Origin of the sequence: Streptomyces sp. NPDC050448 (assembly GCF_040655295.1) — a bacterium.
Taxonomy (GTDB): domain Bacteria; phylum Actinomycetota; class Actinomycetes; order Streptomycetales; family Streptomycetaceae; genus Streptomyces.
In genome coordinates this window covers 1-21700 of the sequence record NZ_JBFAJR010000003.1, presented here as the reverse complement: position 1 = coordinate 21700, position 21700 = coordinate 1, and the positions used below count along the sequence as shown (strand labels likewise).

The 21700-nt window shown below is 71.9% G+C and carries 16 protein-coding genes and 1 tRNA gene; 14 read left to right on the top strand and 3 right to left on the bottom strand.

Features of this window, described 5'->3' with window-relative positions:
• The first annotated feature begins 131 nt into the window (after positions 1-131).
• The 8 genes from AB0I68_RS04925 to AB0I68_RS04890 all read left to right on the top strand — a co-directional run bounded on the left by AB0I68_RS04925 (position 132) and on the right by AB0I68_RS04890 (position 12720).
• Positions 132-695 (top strand): small secreted protein, encoded by a 564-nt coding sequence (locus tag AB0I68_RS04925; RefSeq protein ID WP_363175773.1) that lies wholly within the window; start codon positions 132-134, stop codon positions 693-695.
• Positions 696-840: 145 nt separating this feature from the next.
• The gene (locus AB0I68_RS04920; RefSeq protein ID WP_363175772.1) at positions 841-2361 is read left to right on the top strand and encodes a class I SAM-dependent methyltransferase; all 1521 of its coding nucleotides are present in this window, start codon (positions 841-843) and stop codon (positions 2359-2361) included.
• Positions 2362-2562: 201 nt separating this feature from the next.
• Complete coding sequence (locus AB0I68_RS04915; protein WP_363175771.1) at positions 2563-2760, top strand: hypothetical protein; 198 nt, start codon at positions 2563-2565, stop codon at positions 2758-2760.
• 268 nt (positions 2761-3028) lie between these two features.
• Positions 3029-5863 (top strand): type I DNA topoisomerase, encoded by a 2835-nt coding sequence (gene topA, locus AB0I68_RS04910; RefSeq protein WP_363175770.1) that lies wholly within the window; start codon positions 3029-3031, stop codon positions 5861-5863.
• Between the two features lie 226 nt (positions 5864-6089).
• On the top strand, positions 6090-9356 hold the full coding sequence (gene tmk, locus AB0I68_RS04905; RefSeq protein WP_363175769.1) for a dTMP kinase: 3267 nt from the start codon (positions 6090-6092) through the stop codon (positions 9354-9356).
• 106 nt (positions 9357-9462) lie between these two features.
• Entirely contained in the window at positions 9463-10674 is a 1212-nt protein-coding gene (locus AB0I68_RS04900; protein ID WP_363175768.1) for a DNA polymerase III subunit delta', read from the top strand.
• Between the two features lie 182 nt (positions 10675-10856).
• Positions 10857-12425 carry an alpha/beta hydrolase gene (locus AB0I68_RS04895; protein ID WP_363175767.1) on the top strand — a complete coding sequence of 523 codons (1569 nt, stop codon included), beginning with the start codon at positions 10857-10859 and terminating at the stop codon, positions 12423-12425.
• A gap of 221 nt (positions 12426-12646) precedes the next feature.
• Positions 12647-12720: transfer RNA gene (locus tag AB0I68_RS04890), tRNA-Thr, on the top strand.
• 122 nt (positions 12721-12842) lie between these two features.
• On the opposite strand, the gene AB0I68_RS04885 is transcribed toward AB0I68_RS04890, so the two are convergent.
• Together AB0I68_RS04885 and AB0I68_RS04880 are read right to left on the bottom strand one after the other, a co-directional pair.
• Positions 12843-14450: a site-specific integrase gene (locus AB0I68_RS04885; RefSeq protein WP_363175766.1), complete on the bottom strand. Its 1608-nt coding sequence runs from the start codon at positions 14448-14450 to the stop codon at positions 12843-12845.
• On the bottom strand, positions 14447-15124 hold the full coding sequence (locus tag AB0I68_RS04880) for a helix-turn-helix transcriptional regulator (RefSeq protein WP_363175764.1): 678 nt from the start codon (positions 15122-15124) through the stop codon (positions 14447-14449). The genes AB0I68_RS04885 and AB0I68_RS04880 overlap by 4 nt, the downstream gene beginning before the upstream one ends.
• A 109-nt stretch (positions 15125-15233) precedes the next feature.
• Here AB0I68_RS04880 and AB0I68_RS04875 point away from each other — a divergent pair, with 109 nt between their 5' ends.
• The 6 genes from AB0I68_RS04875 to AB0I68_RS04850 all read left to right on the top strand — a co-directional run bounded on the left by AB0I68_RS04875 (position 15234) and on the right by AB0I68_RS04850 (position 21517).
• On the top strand, positions 15234-15449 hold the full coding sequence (locus AB0I68_RS04875) for a hypothetical protein (protein ID WP_363176105.1): 216 nt from the start codon (positions 15234-15236) through the stop codon (positions 15447-15449).
• Positions 15450-15679: 230 nt separating this feature from the next.
• Positions 15680-16963 (top strand): DUF3631 domain-containing protein, encoded by a 1284-nt coding sequence (locus tag AB0I68_RS04870; RefSeq protein WP_363175763.1) that lies wholly within the window; start codon positions 15680-15682, stop codon positions 16961-16963.
• Between the two features lie 402 nt (positions 16964-17365).
• Positions 17366-18283, top strand: coding sequence for a DUF2637 domain-containing protein (locus tag AB0I68_RS04865; RefSeq protein ID WP_363175762.1), 918 nt, complete (start codon positions 17366-17368; stop codon positions 18281-18283).
• A 471-nt stretch (positions 18284-18754) separates the two neighbouring features.
• The gene (locus AB0I68_RS04860; protein WP_363175761.1) at positions 18755-19315 is read left to right on the top strand and encodes a MobC family plasmid mobilization relaxosome protein; all 561 of its coding nucleotides are present in this window, start codon (positions 18755-18757) and stop codon (positions 19313-19315) included.
• Positions 19312-21027: a mobilization protein gene (locus AB0I68_RS04855; RefSeq protein WP_363175760.1), complete on the top strand. Its 1716-nt coding sequence runs from the start codon at positions 19312-19314 to the stop codon at positions 21025-21027. The genes AB0I68_RS04860 and AB0I68_RS04855 overlap by 4 nt, the downstream gene beginning before the upstream one ends.
• A 199-nt stretch (positions 21028-21226) precedes the next feature.
• Complete coding sequence (locus tag AB0I68_RS04850; RefSeq protein ID WP_363175759.1) at positions 21227-21517, top strand: hypothetical protein; 291 nt, start codon at positions 21227-21229, stop codon at positions 21515-21517.
• 28 nt (positions 21518-21545) lie between these two features.
• Here the strand turns inward: AB0I68_RS04850 and AB0I68_RS04845 are convergent.
• A partial coding sequence (locus tag AB0I68_RS04845) for an IS3 family transposase (RefSeq protein WP_363176104.1) occupies positions 21546-21700 on the bottom strand: 155 nt, incomplete at its 5' end.

Sequence of the window (21700 nt, the reverse complement as noted above, 5' to 3'; positions counted from 1 at the left end):
CCCGAGGACTCGAAGATACGCCCGAAAGGCGGACAGGCGGCGCGGACTGACGCGTCGTCTGTCCGCCTTTCTGCGTCCCCGGATGGCTGGCGTGTATCTTCCGGGCCGAGACCTTCGAAGGGACCAATCCGGTGAACAAGAAGTTTGCGGCCGCGGTGTCCGGCGGTGCGGTACTGATGCTGGTGCTGTCCGGCTGCGGCGGCGACGACGGGGACGACAAGGCCGCCTCCTGGGCCAAGAAGGTCTGCGACAAGTGGCAGCCAGAGCTGAAGAAGATCGAGACCGCCAACGTCGACCTCAAGCGCGTGGCGACCGAGAACAGCAAGCCCGAAGAGGTGCAGACGACCGACTCGGCGGCGTTCGGGACGCTGTCCGAGTCGTACAAGACGATGGCGGCCGCCCTGCAGGGGGCGGGAGTTCCCCCGGTCAAGGACGGCCAGACGACCCAGGCCGCGGCGGTCCAGGGCTTCGAGGCGACGTCCAAGGGCTACGCCGACCTGAAGACCAAGACGGAAGGCCTGGACGCGAAGGACCAGACGAAGTTCGCCGCGGGCCTCAAGGAGGTCGCCCAGGGACTCGAGGGGACCACCAAGGGCAGCAAGGACGCGTACGACACGCTCAAGACGGGTGGCCTGAACAAGGCGATGAACGGCCAGAAGGGCTGCCAGGTCACGACGCCGTCGCCGGCGAAGTGAGGTAGCCGGCGGCCGGGGTTGACGGCGGCCGCAGCGGTACGCGGACCAGGGCGGCCGGGGTTCGAGGACCCGGCCGCCCTGCTGCATGCCGGGCCACCGGCCGCGCGGCGCACGCATCTGCGGTGGCAGCCGACACAATGGACCGGTGAGTACCACCAGCCTTCCCTCGCCCGACCGCGCCGCCGAGCTCCGCACGGCCCTGCTCGCCGCCGGCTTCACCGCCGACGGCCTGCTCGACCTGCTCGGTGCCCCCGCCTACGCCGCGCTGGCCCGCAGCGAGACGGTCCCCGCCCTGCGCGCCACCCGCGGCCACGGGCCCGGCCCGCTCGCGAGCCTGGTCCGGCTGTTCCTCCTCCAGCAGCCGGAGCCGTACGCGCAGGCCGCGCAGGCGCTGCCCGTCGAAGCCGCGCTGGCCGACGGCTGGCTGCGCCGGGAGGAGGCCGCCGACGGCGAGGACACGGTGCGCGCCACCGTCGACGTGCGCCCGTACGGCGGCCCCGACGGCGAGGACTGGTTCATCGTCTCCGACCTCGGCTGCGCCGTCGGCGGGGCCGGCGGGATCGGCAGCCGGGAGGAGGGTGTGGTGCTCGGCGTCGGCGGGGCCTCCACCACCCTGGCCGGGATCACCGTCCGCACCCCGGTCGCCACCGCCCTCGACCTCGGCACCGGATCCGGCATCCAGGCCCTGCACGCCGCCCAGCACGCCACCCGGGTCACCGCGACCGACGTCAACCCCCGGGCCCTGGAATTCACCCGGCTGACCCTGGCGCTGTCCGGCGCCCAGGAGGCCGAGCTGCTCCTCGGGTCGCTGTTCGCCCCGGTCGGCGAGGCCACGTACGACCTGATCGTGTCGAATCCGCCGTTCGTGATCTCTCCCGGTGCCCGGCTGACGTACCGCGACGGCGGGATGGGCGGCGACGACCTGTGCCGGACCCTCGTCCAGGAGGCCGGGGCGCACCTCAACCCGGGCGGGTACGCGCAGTTCCTCGGCAACTGGCAGCACGTGGAGGGCGAGGACTGGCACGACCGGGTCCGCGCCTGGGTGCCGCGCGGCTGCGACGCGTGGGTCGTGCAGCGTGATGTGCAGGACGTGACGCAGTACGCGGAGCTGTGGCTGCGCGACGCGGGCGACCACCGCACCGACCCCGCCGAGTACACGCGCCGGTACGAGGACTGGCTGGACGAGTTCGAGGCGCGCAAGACCAAGGCCGTCGGCTTCGGCTGGATCACGCTGCGGCGCAGCGACGCGGCGGAGCCGTCGATCGTGGTCGAGGAGTGGCCGCACTCGGTGGAACAGCCGCTCGGCGACGCCGTGGTGGCTCACTTCGCCCGGCAGGACTACCTGCGGGACCACGACGACGCGGCCCTGCTGGAGGCCCGCTTCGTGCTGGCGGAGGAGATCGTCCAGGAGCAGGTCGGCGCGCCCGGCGCGGAGGACCCGGAGCACGTGGTGCTGCGGCAGAACCGCGGGATGCGGCGTGCGACGAAGGTCGACACGGTCGGGGCGGGCTTCGCCGGAGTGTGCGACGGCTCACTCACGGCGGGCCGGATCCTGGACGCGATCGCACACCTGGTGCAGGAGGATCCCGTCGTCCTGCGGGACCGGACTCCGGAGTCCATCCGGATGCTGGTCGAGCAGGGATTCCTGGAGCCGGCCGACGGCTGACCGGCCCCTTCGGCGGCGCAGCCGGGGCCCGGTCGGCGGCGGCCTGGCCATGGCCGGATCCGTGATGTAACCCGGGGTTCGCGTGCCGTTCTCCTTCCCCTGGCAGGCTCCCGTGCAGGGGGCGGCCAGGGGCCGGCCGGGGGGATCCGGGGGGATCCGTACGGGCCCCCGAGAGCGGCCCGAGGGTAAGGGGGGAACGGCATGGAAGGCGGTCCGGCGATCTTCGCGGCAACCGTGTTCCTGCTGTTCGGGGCCGCTCTGCTGGGCTGGACGGCGGCGCGCGCCCTGCACCGCGCGCCGGTGGCCGAGGGCGTGCGCCCCGTCGTCGCCGTACCGCTGGCGCTGCTCGCCTCCGGAGTGTCCCTGGCGCTCGGCGTCTGGTGCCTTGCGCGGCTCTGATCACGGGCGCGCCGACCGGCGCGGATCTTCATCGGAAACAGGACGTCAGACGGGGTGCGAGGGCGGGGCCAGACGGCCCCCTGGCCACTCGGCCCGGTGATCGCGACGGGTCCGCCGCGGTATCCGGGCGGCAGAAATGGCACTTGTCGGGTTACCGTTCGAGTGGCCGTTGCGGGCTTCTGCCGTTTGACACGGGGGCGGGTTGTACCGTCACACTCCGCAGCGTCGCCGTACCGCGACCGAGTGCCGACCGGAGAGAAGAGCCAAGTTGTCCCCGACTAGCGAGACCGCAAAGGGCGGCCGCCGACTCGTCATCGTCGAGTCCCCTGCCAAGGCGAAGACGATCAAGGGCTACCTCGGCCCGGGATACGTCGTCGAGGCGAGCGTCGGGCACATTCGCGACCTGCCGAACGGCGCCGCCGAGGTCCCCGACAAGTACACGGGCGAGGTCCGCCGCCTCGGCGTGGACGTCGAGCATGATTTCCAGCCGATCTACGTCGTGAATGCGGACAAGAAGGCGCAGGTCCGCAAGCTCAAGGAGCTGCTGGCCGAGTCCGACGAGCTCTTCCTCGCCACCGATGAGGACCGCGAGGGCGAAGCCATCGCGTGGCACCTGCAGGAAGTCCTCAAGCCCAAGGTCCCCGTCCACCGGATGGTCTTCCACGAGATCACCAAGGACGCGATCCGCGACGCCGTCGCCAACCCGCGCGAGCTCAACCAGCGCATGGTCGACGCCCAGGAGACCCGCCGCATCCTCGACCGCCTCTACGGCTACGAGGTCTCGCCGGTCCTGTGGAAGAAGGTCATGCCGCGGCTGTCGGCCGGCCGCGTCCAGTCGGTGGCCACGCGTCTCGTCGTCGAGCGGGAGCGCGAGCGCATCGCCTTCCGCTCCGCCGAGTACTGGGACCTGACCGGGACCTTCTCCACCGGCCGCGCCGGTGACGCCTCCGACCCGTCGATCCTGGTCGCCCGCCTGAACACGGTGGACGGCAAGCGGATCGCGCAGGGCCGCGACTTCGGCTCGAACGGGCGGCTCAAGAGCGAGGTCCTGCACCTCGACGAGGCGGGCGCCCGGGCGCTGGCCGCCGCGCTGGCGGACACCTCGTTCGCCGTCCGCTCGGTCGAGTCCAAGCCGTACCGCCGCTCCCCGTACGCCCCGTTCCGCACGACGACGCTCCAGCAGGAGGCCTCGCGCAAGCTCGGTTTCGGCGCGAAGGCGACGATGCAGGTGGCGCAGAAGCTGTACGAGAACGGCTTCATCACCTACATGCGTACGGACTCCACCACGCTCTCCGACACCGCGGTGTCGGCGGCGCGGGCGCAGGTCACGCAGCTCTACGGGGCCGACTACCTGCCGGAGAAGCCGCGCGTCTACGCCGGCAAGGTCAAGAACGCGCAGGAGGCGCACGAGGCGATCCGCCCTTCGGGTGATCGTTTCCGCACCCCGGCCGAGACGGGCCTGACCGGCGACCAGTTCCGCCTGTACGAGCTCATCTGGAAGCGGACCGTCGCCTCCCAGATGAAGGACGCGGTCGGCAACTCCGTCACCGTCAAGATCGGCGGCCGGGCGTCGGACGGCCGGGACGCCGAGTTCACCGCGTCCGGCAAGACGATCACCTTCCACGGGTTCATGAAGGCGTACGTCGAGGGCGCGGACGACCCGAACGCCGAGCTCGACGACCGCGAGAAGAGGCTTCCGCAGGTCGCGGAGGGCGACGCGCTGTCGGCCGAGGAGATCACGGCGGACGGCCACTCGACCAAGCCGCCGGCCCGCTACACCGAGGCCTCGCTCGTCAAGGAGCTCGAGGAGCGGGAGATCGGCCGCCCCTCGACGTACGCGTCGATCATCGGCACGATCCTTGACCGCGGGTACGTCTTCAAGAAGGGCACGGCGCTCGTGCCGTCCTTCCTGTCGTTCGCCGTGGTGAACCTGCTGGAGACGCACTTCGGGCGGCTCGTCGACTACGACTTCACGGCCAAGATGGAGGACGACCTCGACCGCATCGCGCGGGGCGAGGCCCAGTCCGTGCCGTGGCTGAAGCGGTTCTACTTCGGCTCCGAGGACGCGTCGGAGGTCGTACCGGCCGACGGCGACCACCTCGGCGGCCTGAAGGAGCTGGTCACGGACCTCGGCGCGATCGACGCCCGGGAGATCTCCTCCTTCCCGGTCGGCGAGGGCATCGTGCTGCGCGTCGGCCGCTACGGGCCGTACGTCGAGCGCGGCGAGAAGGACGCGGAGGGCCACCAGCGGGCCGACGTGCCGGACGACCTGGCGCCCGACGAGCTGACGGTCGAGTACGCGGAGGAGCTCTTCGCGAAGCCGAGCGGCGAGTTCGAGCTGGGCAAGGACCCGGTGAGCGGGAACGAGATCGTCGCGAAGGACGGCCGCTACGGGCCGTACGTGACGGAGATCCTTCCCGAGGGCACCCCGAAGACCGGCAAGAACGCGGTGAAGCCGCGGACGGCGTCGCTGTTCAACTCGATGTCGCTCGACACGGTCACCCTGGACGACGCGCTGAAGCTGATGTCCCTGCCCCGGGTCGTGGGCGCGGACGCGGAGGGCGTGGAGATTACGGCCCAGAACGGCCGCTACGGCCCGTACCTGAAGAAGGGCACGGACTCGCGGTCGCTGGAGACCGAGGACCAGCTGTTCACGATCACGCTGGACGAGGCCCTCGCCATCTACGCGCAGCCGAAGCAGCGCGGGCGGGCCGCGGCCAAGCCGCCGCTGAAGGAGCTGGGCACCGACCCGGTCAGCGAGAAGCCGGTCGTCGTCAAGGACGGCCGCTTCGGCCCGTACGTGACGGACGGCGAGACGAACGCGACGCTGCGGCGGGACGACGACGTCGAGACGATCACGCCGGAGCGGGGCTACGAGCTGCTCGCGGAGAAGCGGGCGAAGGGCCCGGCCAAGAAGACGGCGAAGAAGGCCCCGGCCAAGAAGGCGCCCGCGAAGAAGGCCCCGGCGAAGAAGGCGACGGCGACGAAGACGGCTGCCGCCAAGACCGCTGCCGCCAAGAAGACGACGACGGCGGCGAAGAAGACCGCCGCCAAGAAGACGGTCGCGAAGAAGGCGTCCGCCGCCCCTGCCGCGGACGACTAGCCTCCGGCTGCCGGCTCCGGCCGGCCCCGAAGCCAGGCAGCTTCCGGCCGGCGGCCATCGGCGGGCCCCGCGCAGCGTGCGCGGGGCCCTTCCGCATGCCCGCGCCGCAGGTACCCGCCGCACGCGGGCCGGGGTCCGGGGCCGGGCCCCGAGATGGGTGCGGGGTCACATCCGGGGTTGTCCACAGGGCTCCGCAGCGGCCAGGCGCAGCGGATAGGCTGGGCGGATGACGCGAGCCGAGCAGCCAACGGTCGTGACCGCCCCCGCGAACCCCACCTACGACGAAGCCCTCGCCGCGGATTCCCGCGAGCGAGCGGTGCGCGCACTGCTGCGCACCCCCAGGCTGCGCCGGCTGTGGAGCGCCCAGCTGGTGAGCGGCATCGGCGATGCCCTCGCCCTGCTGGTGCTGGTGCTGCTGGCGTTTCAGACGGCCGTCTCCGAGGAGACCTTCGGCAGCGGCTACCAGGGCTGGGCCCTCACCGTCGCCGCCGTCTTCGGGGTCCGGATCCTCGCCACCCTGCTCTTCGGCGCCGTACTGCTCGGGCCGCTGGCCAAGTTCCTCGCCCCGAGGGAGGCCGGCGGCAAGCTCGACCGCCGCTGGACGATGGTCGGCGCCGACGGGGTCCGGCTCGGCCTGTTCGTCGTCGCCCCGCTCTGGCTCGACTGGATCCCGGCGCATGCGCTGACCGCGCTGCTGGCCACCGTCTTCGTCTCCGGTGCCGCCGAGCGGCTGTGGACCCTGGCCAAGGACAGCGCGGCTCCCGCCCTGCTGCCCTCGCCGCCGCCGGAGGGGGCGACCGTACGCCCGCTGCCGGACCACCTCGACGCGCTGCGCCGGCTGACCCTGCGGACGTCCTTCGCCGCCCTGCCCGTCGCCGCCGCCGTGCTGCTCGCCGCGACCCTGGTCGGCAAGGCCCTCGGCCTCGGCGTGGGCTGGTTCGCCGAGAACCAGGCCGCCCTCGGCTCGTACGTGGCCTCCGGCCTCTTCGCGGCGTCCGTTTCGCTGCTGCTCCCGCTGGTGCTGCCCGCGGCGAAGACGCCGCGCCCGCGGTCCCCGCTGGAGGGCCTGCGGACCCCCAAGGCGGGGGACCGCCCGGAGAAGGGCCGTACGGGGGCCGTCCCGCTGCTCGTCCTGGCCTGCGCCGCCGTCGCCGGAGCCGTGTCCAGCGCGGCCGCCGTGGCCGTCCTGCACGCTTTCGACCTGGGCGGCGGCCCCGCCACCTTCGCCCTGCTCGTCCTGGCCCTGCTCGGCGGCACCGCCGCCGGCATCCGCGCCACCCAGGCCGGCAAGGTGCTGCCCGCGCTCTCCCGGCGCCGCCTGCTGGCCCTGGCCATCGCGGTGGCCGGGCTCGCCCTGCTGCTGACCGGGCTGGTCCCGGACACGGCGACCGTGCTGTTCCTGTCGCTGCTCGCCGGCACCGCCGCGGGCGTGGCGGCCAACACCGGGCACACCCTGCTGGACCAGGAGACCGAGGAGTTCCGCCGGGCCCGGGTCACCGAGCACCTCCAGGCCGTCGTACGGGTGGCCGTGGGCGTCGGCGCCGTCCTCGCCCCGGTCCTGGCCGCGGGGATCGGCCCGCACCGGCTGGCCGCCGGGGACGTCGTCTTCGCGCACGGCGGGGCCGCCTTCACCCTGATGCTGGTCGGCGCCCTGCTGCTGCCCGTCGCCGTGGTGGTGCTCGCCAAGGCCGACGACCGCAGCGGCGTACCGCTGCGCCGCGACCTGCGCGAGGCGCTGCGCGGCGGGGAGCCGGTGCAGGCTGCGTCCGACGCCGGGTTCTTCATCGCCCTGGAGGGCGGCGACGGCGCCGGCAAGTCCACCCAGGTCGAGGCGCTGGCCGACTGGATACGGAGCAAGGGCCACGAGGTCGTCGTGACCCGCGAGCCGGGGGCCACCCCGGTCGGCAAGCGGCTCCGCTCGATCCTGCTCGACGTTTCCTCGGCGGGGCTGTCGAACCGCGCCGAGGCGCTGCTGTACGCCGCCGACCGGGCGGAGCACGTGGACACCGTCGTCCGGCCCGCCCTGGAGCGCGGCGCGGTCGTCATCTCCGACCGCTACATCGACTCCTCGGTGGCCTACCAGGGCGCCGGCCGCGACCTGTCCCCGACCGAGATCGCCCGGATCTCGCGCTGGGCCACCGACGGGCTCGTTCCGAACCTGACCGTGCTGCTCGACGTGTCGCCGGAGGCGGCGCGCGAGCGGTTCACCGAAGCCCCGGACCGGCTGGAGTCGGAGCCGGCCGAGTTCCACCAGCGGGTGCGGGCCGGATTCCTGACGCTGGCCGCGGCCGACCCCGGCCGCTACCTGGTGGTCGACGCGGGCCAGGACCCGGAGTCCGTGTCCACCGTCGTACGCCACCGCCTGGACCGGATGCTTCCGCTCTCGGAGGCCGAGGTGGCCGCCCAGGCCGAGGCCCGGCGCAAGGCCGAGGAGGAGGCCCGGCGCAGGGCTGAGGAAGAGGCGGCGCGCAAGGCCGAGGAGGAGCGGCTCAAGGCCGAGGAGGAAGCCCGGCTGAAGGCCGAGGCCGAAGCCGCCCGGATCAAGGCCCAGGCCGAGGCCGCCCGCAGGGCGGATGAGGAGCGGCTGCGCGCCGAGGAGGAGGCCCGCGCCCGGGCCGAGGCCGAGCGACTGCGCGCGGAGGCCGAGGAGAGGGCCCGCGCGGCGGAGCACGAGCGGCTGCGCAAGCAGGCGGAGGAAGAGGCCCGGCTGCGTGCCGAGGCCGAGGAGCGGCGGCTGGAGAAGCAGCGGCGGGCCGAGGAGGCCCTGCTGAGGGCGGAGGAGGCGCGGCGGCTGGCGGAGGCCTCGGCGGCCGCGGCGGCTGCCCGGTCCGCGGCGGCGGCTTCGGCCACTGCGGCGGCTTCGGCCCCTGCCGTGGCGCCCGCGCCGGCTCCGGCACCCGCGCCCGCCCCCGCGCCGGCTCCGGCTGCTCCCGCTCCCGAGGCGCCCGCCCCCAAGGTGGCGATGACCAAGGAGCCGCTCCCGGACGACGCCGTGACGGTGGAGACCCCGCTGGCCAAGCGGGTCGTCCAGCCGGACGACGTGACCCAGACGGTCCCCGTGCCGAAGATCGATCCGGCCGCGGAGACCTCGGTGCTGCCGGCCGTCCCGGCGGCCGGCCCGGCCGACGAGACGGCGGTCCTGCCGCCCGTACGCCCGTCCCGTACGAGCCCTCCGGCCGGCCGGGCCCCGTCCGGTCAGGCCCGCTCCGCCGTGCGGCCGACGGCCCGGCGTCCGGAGGAGAGCCCGGCAGACCGGGTGCCGCCGGGCATCTTCCGGGACCCCGGAAACGACGCGACCCGCGAGCTCCCGGTCCTCGGCGACGACGGCCGCGCGAGCGGGCAGGGTCAGGAGAGCCGGCCGAGCCGGCCGGCCCGGCCGCGGCCCGCCTGGGCCGAGGAGACCCCGCTGGACGATCTGCCGACCCTGGCGGACGAGCTGCTCGGCCTGCGCCGGGACGACGAGGACGACGAGGGCGGTCCGCGCCGCCGCTGACGGGGATTGTCAGTGGCGCACGCCACACTGGGGGCGGACGCGAGCAGGACGAGACGAGCGGCACGGACGGCCGAGGGACGACGGCCGGTGAAAGGCGGTGGGCGGGATGCCCGTATGGGACGACCTGGTGGGACAGGAGCGGGTGCAGGCGCAGCTGGCCGCCGCCGCCCGTGACGCCGATGCCCTGGTCACCGCCGTCGAGGCCGGGACGCCGCCGCCCGCCGCGTCCAAGATGACCCACGCCTGGCTGTTCACCGGCCCGCCCGGCTCCGGGCGGGCCGCCGCCGCCCGGGCCTTCGCGGCCGCCCTGCAGTGCACGAGCCCCGACCGCGCCCTCGGGGGCGAGCCGGGCTGCGGGTTCTGCGACGGCTGCCACACCACCGTGATCGGCACGCACGCCGATGTGGAGATCGTCCGTACCGACCTGCTGTCCATCGGCGTGAAGGAGACCCGCGCCCTGGTCCGCCGGGCGCAGCTCTCCCCGGCCGTGGGCCGCTGGCAGGTCATCGTCCTGGAGGACGCGGACCGGCTGACCGAGGGCGCGGGCAACGTGCTCCTCAAGGCCGTGGAGGAGCCCGCTCCGCGGACCGTGTGGCTGCTGTGCGCGCCCTCCCTGGAGGACGTGCTGCCCACCATCCGCTCCCGCTGCCGCCATCTGACCCTGCGCACCCCGCCCGTCTCCGCCGTCGCCGATGTGCTGGTCCGGCGCGACGGCATCGAGCCCGCCGTCGCCGCGGCCGCCGCGCGCGCGACCCAGGGCCACATCGGCCGCGCCCGCCGACTCGCGCAGGACGAGGATGCCCGGACCCGCCGGGCCGCCGTGCTGAAGCTCCCGCTCCGGATCGACGACGTGGGCGGCTGCCTCAAGGCCGCCCAGGAGCTGGTCGACGCCGCCGCTGAGGACGCCAAGCAGGTCGCGGAGGAGGTCGACGCCAAGGAGACCGAGGACCTGCGGGCCGCGCTCGGCGCCGGGGCCGGCACCGGCGGCCGGATGCCGCGCGGCACGGCGGGTGTGATGAAGGAGCTCGAGGACCGGCAGAAGCGCCGCCGCACCCGTACCCAGCGCGACACCCTCGACCTGGCGCTGACCGACCTCACCGGCTTCTACCGGGACGTGCTGGCCCTCCAGCTCGGCTCTTCGCTGGCGATCGCGAACGAGGAGATACGGCCCGACCTGGACCGGATCGCCCGCGCGTCCGGACCGGAGCGCACCCTGCGCCGGATCGAGGCGATCATCGCCTGCCGCGAGGCCCTGGACCGCAACGTGGCCCCGCTCCTCGCGGTCGAGGCGATGACGATGTCCCTCCGCGCGGGCTGATCACCCTTTGCTCCCCGCACCCTTCAACTGCCGTTGACCGCTTCACCCGTATGAGCGATCCGCCGAGGTCGGGCCGGGTACTGCGGGGTCCGGGCGGGGTGCGGCGCGCCCTCGGGCGGCGGACGGCCGGTCGGCCCGGCCGCCTCCGGGACGGGGTGCCCGGCAGGACGTAGGCTCCGAGGATGGACACCAGTCGCCTGCTGCGCACCACCGGAACCGTGATCGCAGCTGCCGGGCTGCTGCTCTCCGGGTGCACCTCGACCGGGTCGGGGGGACCGCGGGCCGTCGCGTCCTCGGCCGGGGGCACCGCGCCGTCGGCCGCCCCGACCGCGGTCCCGGCCGCGCTGCGCCCGTACTACGAGCAGAAGCTGAGCTGGCGCGACTGCGGTGTCCCCGGGTTCCAGTGCGCCACGATGAAGGCCCCGCTGGACTACGCGCACCCCGAGTCCGGCCAGGACGTGGACATCGCCGTGGCGCGCCGCCAGGCCACCGGCCCGGGCAAGCGGCTGGGCTCGCTCGTGGTCAACCCGGGCGGCCCGGGCGGCTCCGGTATCGGGTACCTCCAGGCGTACGCGGGCGTCGGCTACCCGGCGGCCGTCCGTGCCCAGTACGACATGGTGTCGTTCGACCCGCGCGGGGTGGACCGCAGCAGCCCGGTGCAGTGCCTGACCGGGCCGGAGATGGACAGGTTCACGCAGGTGGACCAGACGCCGGACAACGCGGCGGAGCGGGCCGAGCTGGTGACCTCGTTCAAGGAGTTCGCAGCCGGCTGCCAGACCCGCTCGCAGCGGGTCCTGCCGCACGTCTCCACTGTCGAGGCCGCCCGCGACATGGACATGCTCCGTGCGGTGCTGGGCGACGAGAAGCTGACGTACGTCGGTGCCTCGTACGGCACCTTCCTCGGGGCGACGTACGCGGAGCTCTTCCCCGGCCGGGTCGGCCGGCTCGTCCTGGACGGCGCGATGGACCCCTCCCGGCCGGCGCTCGAAATGAACCGGGACCAGACCGGGGGCTTCGAGACGGCCCTGCGCTCCTTCACCAAGGACTGCGCGAAGCAGCCCGACTGCCCGCTCGGCAAGGGCAGCCCGGAGGCGATGGCCGAGCACCTCCGGGCGTTCTTCCGCAAGGTCGACGCCCAGCCCGTGCCCAGCGGCGATCCGGACCGCCCGCTCGGTGAGTCCCTCGCCACGACCGGGGTGATCGCGGCGCTGTACGACGAGAGTGCGTGGCCGCAGCTGCGCGAGGCGTTGACGGCGGCGATGAACGGCGACGGGTCGGGCCTGCTCGGCCTCGCCGACAGCTATTACGAGCGGGAGCCGGACGGAAAGTACGCGAACCTGATGTTCGCGAACGCCGCCGTCAACTGTCTGGACCAGCCGCCGGCCTTCTCCGGGCCGGAAGCGGTCGACGCGGCCCTGCCCTCCTTCGAGAAGGCCTCCCCGGTGTTCGGCGCGGGCCTCGCCTGGGCCTCGCTGAACTGCGCGTACTGGCCGGTCAAGGCCACCGGCGCGGCCCGCCCGCTGACCGCGAAGGGCGCCCCGCCGATCGTGGTGGTCGGCACGGTCCGGGACCCGGCGACCCCGTACAAGTGGGCCCAGTCGCTGGCGCAGCAGCTCGACTCGGGCGTCCTGCTCACGTACGACGGCGACGGGCACACGGCGTACGGGCGCGGCAGCTCCTGCATCGACACGGCGATCAACACGTACCTGCTGGCGGGGACTCCGCCGAAGGACGGCAAGAAGTGCAGCTGATGCCCTGAGCCGGTGGCCCTGAAGCTCCCGGCTCCCGCGTGCCGAGGGGCCTCGCTGGGACCACATAACGGTGCATGTCGCACATAAGACGTTGATCCCAATATGTGACACATGTCCCACCCCCGCGCAACCCGGTTCAGGGCACCCCCTTTGAGCCTGTAGACTTGGCGCCGCTGCTGATGAGAGCTCCTCTCCGAGGGAATACTTGTCTGACCAGCGGTGCCGCCTTAGCTCAGTTGGCCAGAGCAACGCACTCGTAATGCGTAGGTCTCGGGTTCGAATCCCGAAGGCGGCTCGGATTAACCCCAGGACTCACTCGCCGTGACCTGGGGTTTTTTCATGCCCTTTACCCATGCGGGCATGCGGCGGCCGAGGTCCGGAATCCCGTGCGTGAGCGCTGCGTGAGCGGAGCGGCCGTCAGCCCTTGCGCGCGGCCTTCTTGGCCTTGCCCTTCTTCTTCCCCTTGCCCTTCGCCTTCTCGGCTCGCTTGGCCTTCTCGGCGGCCTTACGGGCCTTGTTCTCCTCGGACTTGCGCTGGAGGGGGACCAGCTTGGCCGTGGCCTCGGCGGCGCTCTTGCCGACGTGGGGGAGCACGCTCTGGTAGATGTCGCGCGTGATCCGGGTGTCGCTGTGCCCGAGGGTGTCGGACACGATCTTGATGTCGATGTCGGCGGCCAGCATGAGGGTGGCCGCTCCGTGCCGGAGGTCGTGCAGCCGGATCGGCGGCAGCCCGGAGGCCGCGACGAGCCGCTCGAAGAGATCGGTCACCTTGCCCGGGTGCAGCCAGGAGCCGTCCTCTTGTGTGAAGACGAGCCCGGTGTTCACCCAGGCCGAGCCCCACTCCGCGCGGTCGGCCTCTTGCTGCTTGCGGTGCCGCTCCAGGACGCCGACGGTGTCGTCGTCGAGCGCGACCACACGGAAGCCGCTGTCGGTCTTCGGCTCGGACGCCTCGACCTCCCAGCCATCCTGGACGAGCTGCCCCGTCACGGTGAGGGAGTGCCGGTCGAGGTTGGTCTCCGACCAGGGCTGCCCGCACGCCTCACCACGCCGCAGGCCGCGGAAGGCGATCAGGTGCCACATCGCGTACAGCCGGTCCGCGGCGACGAAGTCGAGGAAGGCGCCGGTCTGTTCCGGCGTCCAGACCATCACCGGAGAGGGCTTCTCCCCGGTCTGCTCCCACTTGGCGACCCGCTCGTCCGTCCATACGAGCGCCTTCGGCTTGCGCACCGGATCGATCTCGACGTGGGCCGCCGGGTTGAAGGTGATGATCTGCTGCCCGATCGCGTCGTTCAGGGACGCTCGGAGCGTGGCCTTCACGTGCTGGCGCGTGGCGGGGCCGGTCACCCGACGGAAGGCCGGCATCGCGTCGATCGCCTCCTTCAGCGCCTTCCGACGAGCGCGGTTCTCGACCCCCTTCCACGGGATGGTCGCCAACTCCTCTACGGCCGTTCGCCGCTGGGCATTCTGCTCCAGGACTTCGGCGTTGCCGTCGGCGATGGCCGTGAACATCTCGCTCAGGTGGCTCACGCGCAGCCGGTCGAGGCGCTGCTGCCCGATGTGCGGCTTGAGGTGCACGCGGATGTCGGTCTCGTACCGGCTGATGCCGGACTTCCGGATCCGCTTGCCCGCCAGCCACCGGTCCAGCCACTCGGCGACGGTCAGGCTGCCGACGAGATCCTGGCCGGCCTTGAGCCGCCGCCGGGTCTCCTCCACGTCGGGTAGGGGTAGCTTTTCGCCGCTGACCTCGGCCAGCATCTCGGCGACCAGCTGGGTGCCTTCAGGGTCGTCGGCCTCCACGAGCCCCAGGAGGGCGCGGACGTGGTCGAGGTCAGCCTGCGCCGCCTTGGCGTTGGTGTAGCCACCACGAGCGAAGGATCGGCGACTGCCGTCCTCGTGGGGCGGCAGCTCCTGGCGTATGGAGTACGTGCAGTGGTTCCTGCTGTTGCGCTTGGGGCAGGAAGTGCCGAGTTCTTTGCCGGTCTTGGGGTCGCGGCAGGAGCAACGGCGGTAGGTGGAGCCCTTCAAATGTTGTCCTCTTCGTCGGTGTCGTCATCGGGTGGGTCGATGGCGGCGAGTGCGGGTGGCAGGTCTGGTGGGGTGCCGTCTTCGTCGCGGATGCTCTCGCGCACCCAAAGGAGTTGTCGGGTGTCTCCTTCGGCCCGCTTGGCGTAGTCGGCCTTCCGGCGTTCCGCTTCCTCGCGATCGGCGGGCGTGGCCGCCGTCTTGGCCGCGAAGTCGGCTCTTTCCGCCTCGTAAAGGGCGGCCTCGATGGTGCGGACCAGGCTGGCGTGCCGGTTGAAGTCTGGGATCAGCCCGGGGTCGGAGTCGTAGCCCGGCTCCTCACCGGTGAACTTCCGCATGGCGTCCCAGGTCGGGACGAGGTGTTGGAAGGGAAGTTCCTGGGTCTGTTCGACGTAGCCGACGGGGAAGATCAGGCAGATCGGGGACGTGTGCAGGGCTGCGGCCAGGACCATGACGTCGACCAGGGGCAGGTTGGCCCTGCGGCCGGATTCCAGGTTGGCGATGACGTTGCGTGGGATCGGGTGGCCGAGTTCCTCGCATCGTTCTGCCAGTCGTTGGGCGCTCCACCTCATCTCCTTCCGCCGCCGCCGGACCTCGCTGGCCACGTTGTTCTTGATCCGGTCGACCCATTCGGGGAAGTCGTCCTCGTCTTCATCATCGAAACGGCGTTGTGTCATGGAGACACAATAACTTCCCTACGGTTGTTCTTGTGGGCCTGGAGCCGGACGCGATCGCCGTGTTCGCTGAGGGCTGTGACGAGAGGTGCGCTGCGTGCGCGAAAACCCGATGGAAACCGGCTCGAAGGGGATGGGTCGGGATGAGTTGCTGGCGCTTCCGGTAGCCGTTGACCTGGATACCGGCAACCGGGCGCTGGGTCTCGGGCGGAGCAAGGGCTACGAGCTGGCCAAGCGGGGCGAGTACCCGTGCAAGGTCCTGCGGCTGGGCAAGGCGTACCGCGTGGTGACCGCGGACCTGCTGGACCTTCTGGGTCTGGCCACGTGAGGGCGAGGGAAGGTATCAGACCGTTCTGCGCTGAGCTGACACAGAATCGCTGGACTGTGACGGGGGTCGTACGTACTGTTCGTCGTCGCCCCGCGTGGCCAAGTGCCCGCGAGAGGCGAGCAAGTCTCCGGCGTGCCGACGCCGGAGGCCCCAGCGACATCCCCACCCGCGACCACATGGTCAACCCCGGCCGTCTGCACGCCCGCAGCCACCGGAGAAGGAGCTGCCCCTTGAAGCCTGCGACACCCGACACCGAGTCGACCTCCGCCACTTGGCCGCCGACCGCGATCCCCGGCCAGCCGGGCGCCCACCTCCAGGGTCCACAGCCTGCAGGTGCCGAAGCACCCGTAAACCTTGTGGCGGAGGCCCAGTCCGCCAAGGAGGACGCCGCTCTCGTCGGCCCTCTCACCGAGGGTGCGCAGGTCCTGTACGACCTGCGCGTGGAGATTAGCCGCTATGTCGTACTGCCGAGCGATGAGGCCCTCACGGCGGTGACGCTGTGGGTGGCGGCCAGCCACCTGCAGACCGCGTGGCAGCACGCCCCGCGCCTGGCGGTGCTGGGCCCGGCCAGGCGGTGTGGCAAGTCGCGGCTGCTGGACGTCATCACCGAGGTCGTCCACAACCCGCTGATCACGGTGAACGCCTCCGCTGCCGCGATCTTCCGGTCGATCACGGACGTCCCACCGACGTTGCTCGTGGACGAGGTCGACACGATCTTCGGCTCCGTGAAGGTGGCAGAGAAGAACGAGGAGATGCGAGGCCTGCTCAACGCGGGCCACCAGCGCAACCGTCCCACCCTGCGAGTGTCCGGGCCCAACCACGAAGTGGTCCAGTTCCCCACCTTCGCGATGGCCGCCCTCGCCGGCATCGGGAACCTGCCCGACACGGTCATGGACCGGTCCATCGTCCTGCGCATGCGTCGTCGCGGGGGCGACGAGAGCGTCGAGGAGTTCCGCGTCCCCCGGGACGTTGCCAAGCTTCACGATCTGCGTGACCGCCTTAAGGCATGGCTGCACCCACGTCACGCGGAGGCATTGGACCTTGTGCCGCCCATGCCGGTGAGAGACCGGGCAGCCGACACCTGGCAGCCTCTGATCGTCGTAGCCGATCTCGCCGGTGGCCAGTGGCCCGCCCTGGCACGCACCGCGTGCGCGCGTATGGTCGCCGCTGAAACCGAGGCCGAGGAGGAACACCCCGGCGGAGCACGGATCCTCGCCGACGTCCGGCGCGTCTTCGCAGCCCAGCGCGAGGTCGACAGCCTCACCACCGAGGAACTTCTGCACCACCTGTGCCAGGACCCGGAGGGCCCGTGGGCGGAGTGGGGTCGAGGTGGGCTGAAGTCTCGTGACCTCGGCGCGATGCTGCGCGAGTTCGGCATCAGATCCGGCAATGTCCGGCTCGCCGACGGAACGCAGCGCAAGGGCTACATGCGTCACAAGTTCCTCGACCCCTGGCGGCGATACTGCCCTACCGTCCACCCCGTAGGCCCCACCGGTCCGCCCAGCGAGAGCTGACACCCGAGCCGCGCCCCGGTTGCCGTCCTTGCCGTCCCTGCCGTGACACCGCAGGTCAACAGGCATGCGGCCAAGACGGCAACCGAGCCCAAGACGGAACCCACCCAGGACGGCACCCGCATCCGTCTTGCCCCGTCCCTGACGTCTTGGCCGTGTCACCGCAGTTCACAGCGCTGCCGCCCGAGACGGCAGACAGCAGGGCCCCGTCGCCCCGGGCGAGTGCACTGGCACCCGAAATCGGCAGGCGGACTCCGCCCTCGGATGGCACGAAGACGCCGAGATGGCCTGCCAAGACGGAAGGCCAGCATGCCCCCGTACCGGCCCTGACCTGGGATTTCAACGGCCAAGACGCCTAAGACGCCTCACCCACCCCCGAAGCCACGCAGGAGCATCCCCATACCCATGACCACCCTTGCCACTCGCACCACCACGAACCGCGAGCCCAGACTTGACGGACCTCCGTCCGGCGACAGGCACCAAGCGGCTGCCGCCCGGACCGCCGAGCGGTACACGCTCGCAGCCGCCGGGATCGTCATCGTCGCCCTCACCGCCGGAGCGTTCTGGCTCTCGTATGCGCACCTCGCCGAGGTCGCCGGACGCCACGGGCTGGGCGCCTACCCCGTCCGCCAGTGGGCCTGGCCCGCGACCCTGGACGCGTTCATCGTCGCCGGCGAGCTCCTGATGCTCCGCGCCGGATTGCGCCGCGTCACCGACTGGTGGGCGATCGCCCTCACCACCACCGGCTCCCTCGGCTCCATCGCCCTCAACGTTGCCGGCGTCGGCGGCACCCGGGGCCCCACCGCAGTCCCCCTGCTGGACTACGTGGTCGCCGCCGTGCCCCCAGCTGCTGCCCTCCTGGCCTTCGGCGTCCTCATGCGCCAGATCCACGAGCATGTCGTCGAACCCGGCACCCCATGCCGCTCGGATGACCGCAGCAGCCCGACGGCAGTCTCCGTCCTGCCCCCGAAGGATGATGCGAGCGCTCTCGACCGCCGCCCCGAACCCGTAGGCGAGGAGCCGGAGAGGCCAGGGGGTACCGGCGTCGAGACCGCCTTGGAGCCGGAGCTGGACGATGGCCCCCACAACGCTGCCCCGCCCGCCGTCCCCTCCCGGAAGGTCGGCCGACCGACAACCGGTGACGTTGACGAGTTCCTCCTGATTGTGGAGAAGCTGGAGGGGAAGCCGACGCTGAAGCAGATGCGGGAGGCCATCGAGGGCGAGGGCCACACGATCAGCAACGAGCGTCTGGGGACGGTGAAGAAGGAGCTTGGTGACCTCCGCAGGCAGCAAGTCCTGACCGGAACCACGCCCGGACACTGACCGATATTCACCGCAGGTCAACGGCGGTGAGGCCGGACGGGGACCGTGGCTGCCTGACGGCCACGGTCCCCGTCGATCACCACGCGATCCCCGTCCCCTCACCACCGGCCCGGTCCCCAGCCCGGGAGCTGTGCTCCACGGTCCCGTGCACTGTGGCAGCCATCCGTCGCATTCCGGGGACCGCTGGCCTTCCGGTCAGCTCCTCGCTGCCGCGCGCCGCAACTCGTGCCAACACCGTGGGTGCCCGCCTGCCGACCCCGTTTATCCCGCGCACTGTCAGCACATCCCGTATCGGAGAAGTACCCTGTGACGCTCGACCCGAACGACCCCGACTCCACGCCCTCGCCAGTCCCGAAGAAGCTTGGCCGGACCACCCGTTGGCGGCGCGCGTTCGGGATGACGGCCCCTGGCGGAGCCAGTAGTACCCCGAGTCCGACTCAAGGCCGGTCTTCGGGGATCTCCGCCCCGGGGGTGGCGGAGACGGCCCAGCGCCAGGGGGCGCCGGACCGTGAGGTCGGGTCCGAGGGCGGCCCTGACCAGGACATGCTCCACGCCGTCCAGCGCGAGATCCTCCACGCCGAACGCAGCGCCCAGCCCGCCGCCGGCGAGCCGACGGTGAAGACCGTCCAGCCCACGATCCGCCGCTTCACCGGCAACAAGCGCGGGGACCGCGTCGGCCCGCTGCGCTTCACCGACGACGAACACCCCCGCCTCCAGGAGGCCGCCGCCGAGCACGGCTACAAGGGCATATCCGGCTTCGCCGCCGACATCGTCCTCGCCTTCATCAACGGACGGTTCACCGCCAACCTGCCCCTGTCAGAGGACCGCCGCCGCACGCACGTCTTCCGCGCCCAGGTCCTGCGCCAGTGCAACCGCATCGGCGTCAACATCAACCAGATCGCCCGCGCCCTCAACAGCGACCTCACCCCGCCCGACATACGCCAACGCCTCGACGAACTCCACGACCTACTCACCCTGATCGCCGAGACCCTGCGCGAGCCCGCCAACCCGCAGGAGGTCCGGCAGTCGTGATCGCAGCCATCAAGCCCTCCGGCGCCAACACCCGCGGACTGCTCGCCTACCTCTACGGCCCCGGCCGCCACGACGAGCACACCGACCCGCACATCGTGGCCGGCTTCGCCATGCTCGCCATGCCCGACCCAGGCCGCGACGAGAACACGACCCTCACCCAGCTCGCCCGCTACCTGGACGAGCCCGTCTGCCTCCGCAACAGCGAGTTCGGCAAGAAGATCACCGACCACGTCTGGCACTGCCCCGTCCGCGCCGCCCCCGAGGACCGCCACCTCTCCGACGCCGAGTGGGGCGAGATCGCCCAGCGCATCGTCGCCGCGGCCGGCATCGCCCCCGAAGGTGACGACCTGGCCTGCCGCTGGATCGCCGTACGCCACGCCGACGACCACATCCACATCCTCGCCACCACCGTCCGCGAGGACGGCCGCCGACCCAAACTCCACGACAGCGGCATCCGCGTCGGCGACGCCTGCCGCCAGATCGAGAAGGACTACGGCCTGCGCCGCCTGAAGAAGGGCGACCGCACCGGCACCCGCGCTCCCACCCAGGCCGAGATGCACAAGGCCCAACGCCTCGGCTGGGAACAGACCAGCCGCGAATGGCTCCAAGACCGAATCCGTGCCGCCATCCCCCACGCCCGCACCGCTGAGGAACTCCTCGCCTACCTCGAAGCCGACGGCATCGCGGTCAAGGCCCGCCGCGGCCCCTCCGGAGACCTCCTCGGCTACGCCGCCGGGCGTCCCGGCGACCTCAACAAGGACGGCGAACAGGTCTTCCACCCCGGCGGGAAGATCGCTCCCGACCTCACCCTCCCCAAACTCCAGGCCCGCCTCGAAACCGGCCAGCCCGAGGAACACCCCACCGCCCGCCGCAACCGCCCGGCCACCCCTTGGCACCAGGCCACCGAAGTCCTCGACAGCTTCCGCACCGACCTCGCCGACGACAGCCACGCCCAGGGCCACATCGCCGCTCTCGGTGAACTCCTCGAAGCCACCGCCCAGAAGGCCCCCACCCACCTCCGCACCGAACTCCAGGCCGCATCGAAGGCGTTCGCTCGCGCCCAGCGCTCCCAGATCCGGGCCGAAGACCGCGCCGCTCACGCAATCCGCAACGCGGCCCGCGACGTCATCCACACCGCCACGGGCCCCGACGGCAGCGCCCTCGCCGCCCTCATCGCAGCCCTCTTGTGGGCCGGGATCATCACCAACCGCTGGCACGAGGCCAAGGGCCATGCCCACCAAGCCGACGCCGCCCGCCAGGCCCTCCACCACCTGCAGGCAGCTGCCGACCGAGCTCTCACTCCTACCCTCGTCGCACTCGAGGAGCGTCAGCCGAGGGAGGGGACCCGCCGCACCCTCGCCCACGACGTACGCGCAGCCGTCCCCGACCAGGCCGACCGCATCCTCACCGACCCCAGCTGGCCCGCCCTCGCCGCCCTCCTGGCCGACGCGGAAGCCCGTGGCCACCTACCCCACCAGCTCCTGAAGGAGGCCGCAGCCCAGCGCGAACTGGCCACAGCCCGCCAGCCGGCCCGCGTCCTGATCACCCGTCTCCAGCACACCAGCCGGGTCCCCGCCCCCAACCGCAGCGCCGACGCAGCCCGTCGACGCTCGACCTCCATGGGCGCCCAGGCTCCCACTCACACGGCCAGTGGCCGTCAGCCCGCAGTGCCTACGCCTCCTGCGAGCCAGCAACACCAACACCGCCGATAGCCGCAGTCGCGGCCGCCGGGAGCGGCTTCACAGTGCGCCCCGGCGGTTCGCGGAGGCAGAGCCGATCAGAGGGAGCACCCGATCGGCTTTGCCCGAAACCCAGTAGTCGACCGACCCAACGCGCTCAAGTCGTGTCATTAGGCGAAAGGCAACACTCTCTTCCCCTGTTATCCGATCCTCGCCGGTTACGGTGCCGCCCATGCGCGAGGTTGAATACAAGAGCCACGGCGTCCCACTGGAGGACTACCAGCTCACGCGACGCGACCACCGATGGCAGAGGGAGCTGGAGGGGATCTGTGACCTTGCCAGACGGCAGGTCGATGAACACCTTGCCGAGATCCGGGCGAAACCCGAGATGGCGGAGCGCCAGCGGGAGAACCTGGAGGAGGTCTGCAAGCTGATGCTGTCGTTCAAGACACCGGAACACATGATCATGCGGTGGAGGGTTCGGCTCTACTGCGGGCACATCGTCGAGACCTCTCGTCACTGAGGTTCCCCCGTTGCGCGGGAGGTGTTGACTAGCTGGTCGGGGCGGGTTGACGTGGTTTCAGGTTCACTGGTTCGGTCGCTGCCTGGTTGGCGTAGTGCTTCTCCTCGAATTCGATTGGGCTGAGGTAGCCGAGGCGTTTCTGGATGCGGCGGGGGTTGTAGAAGCCGTCGAGGTACTCGAAGA

Coding starts and splice junctions, on each gene's coding strand:
- AB0I68_RS04915 (WP_363175771.1), top strand. CDS start 2,563: ATGGAAGGCGGTCCGGCGATCTTCGCGGCAACCGTGTTCCTGCTGTTC.
- tmk (WP_363175769.1), top strand. CDS start 6,090: ATGACGCGAGCCGAGCAGCCAACGGTCGTGACCGCCCCCGCGAACCCC.
- AB0I68_RS04900 (WP_363175768.1), top strand. CDS start 9,463: ATGCCCGTATGGGACGACCTGGTGGGACAGGAGCGGGTGCAGGCGCAG.
- AB0I68_RS04895 (WP_363175767.1), top strand. CDS start 10,857: ATGGACACCAGTCGCCTGCTGCGCACCACCGGAACCGTGATCGCAGCT.
- AB0I68_RS04880 (WP_363175764.1), bottom strand. CDS start 15,124: ATGACACAACGCCGTTTCGATGATGAAGACGAGGACGACTTCCCCGAA.
- AB0I68_RS04875 (WP_363176105.1), top strand. CDS start 15,234: ATGGAAACCGGCTCGAAGGGGATGGGTCGGGATGAGTTGCTGGCGCTT.
- AB0I68_RS04865 (WP_363175762.1), top strand. CDS start 17,366: ATGACCACCCTTGCCACTCGCACCACCACGAACCGCGAGCCCAGACTT.
- AB0I68_RS04850 (WP_363175759.1), top strand. CDS start 21,227: ATGCGCGAGGTTGAATACAAGAGCCACGGCGTCCCACTGGAGGACTAC.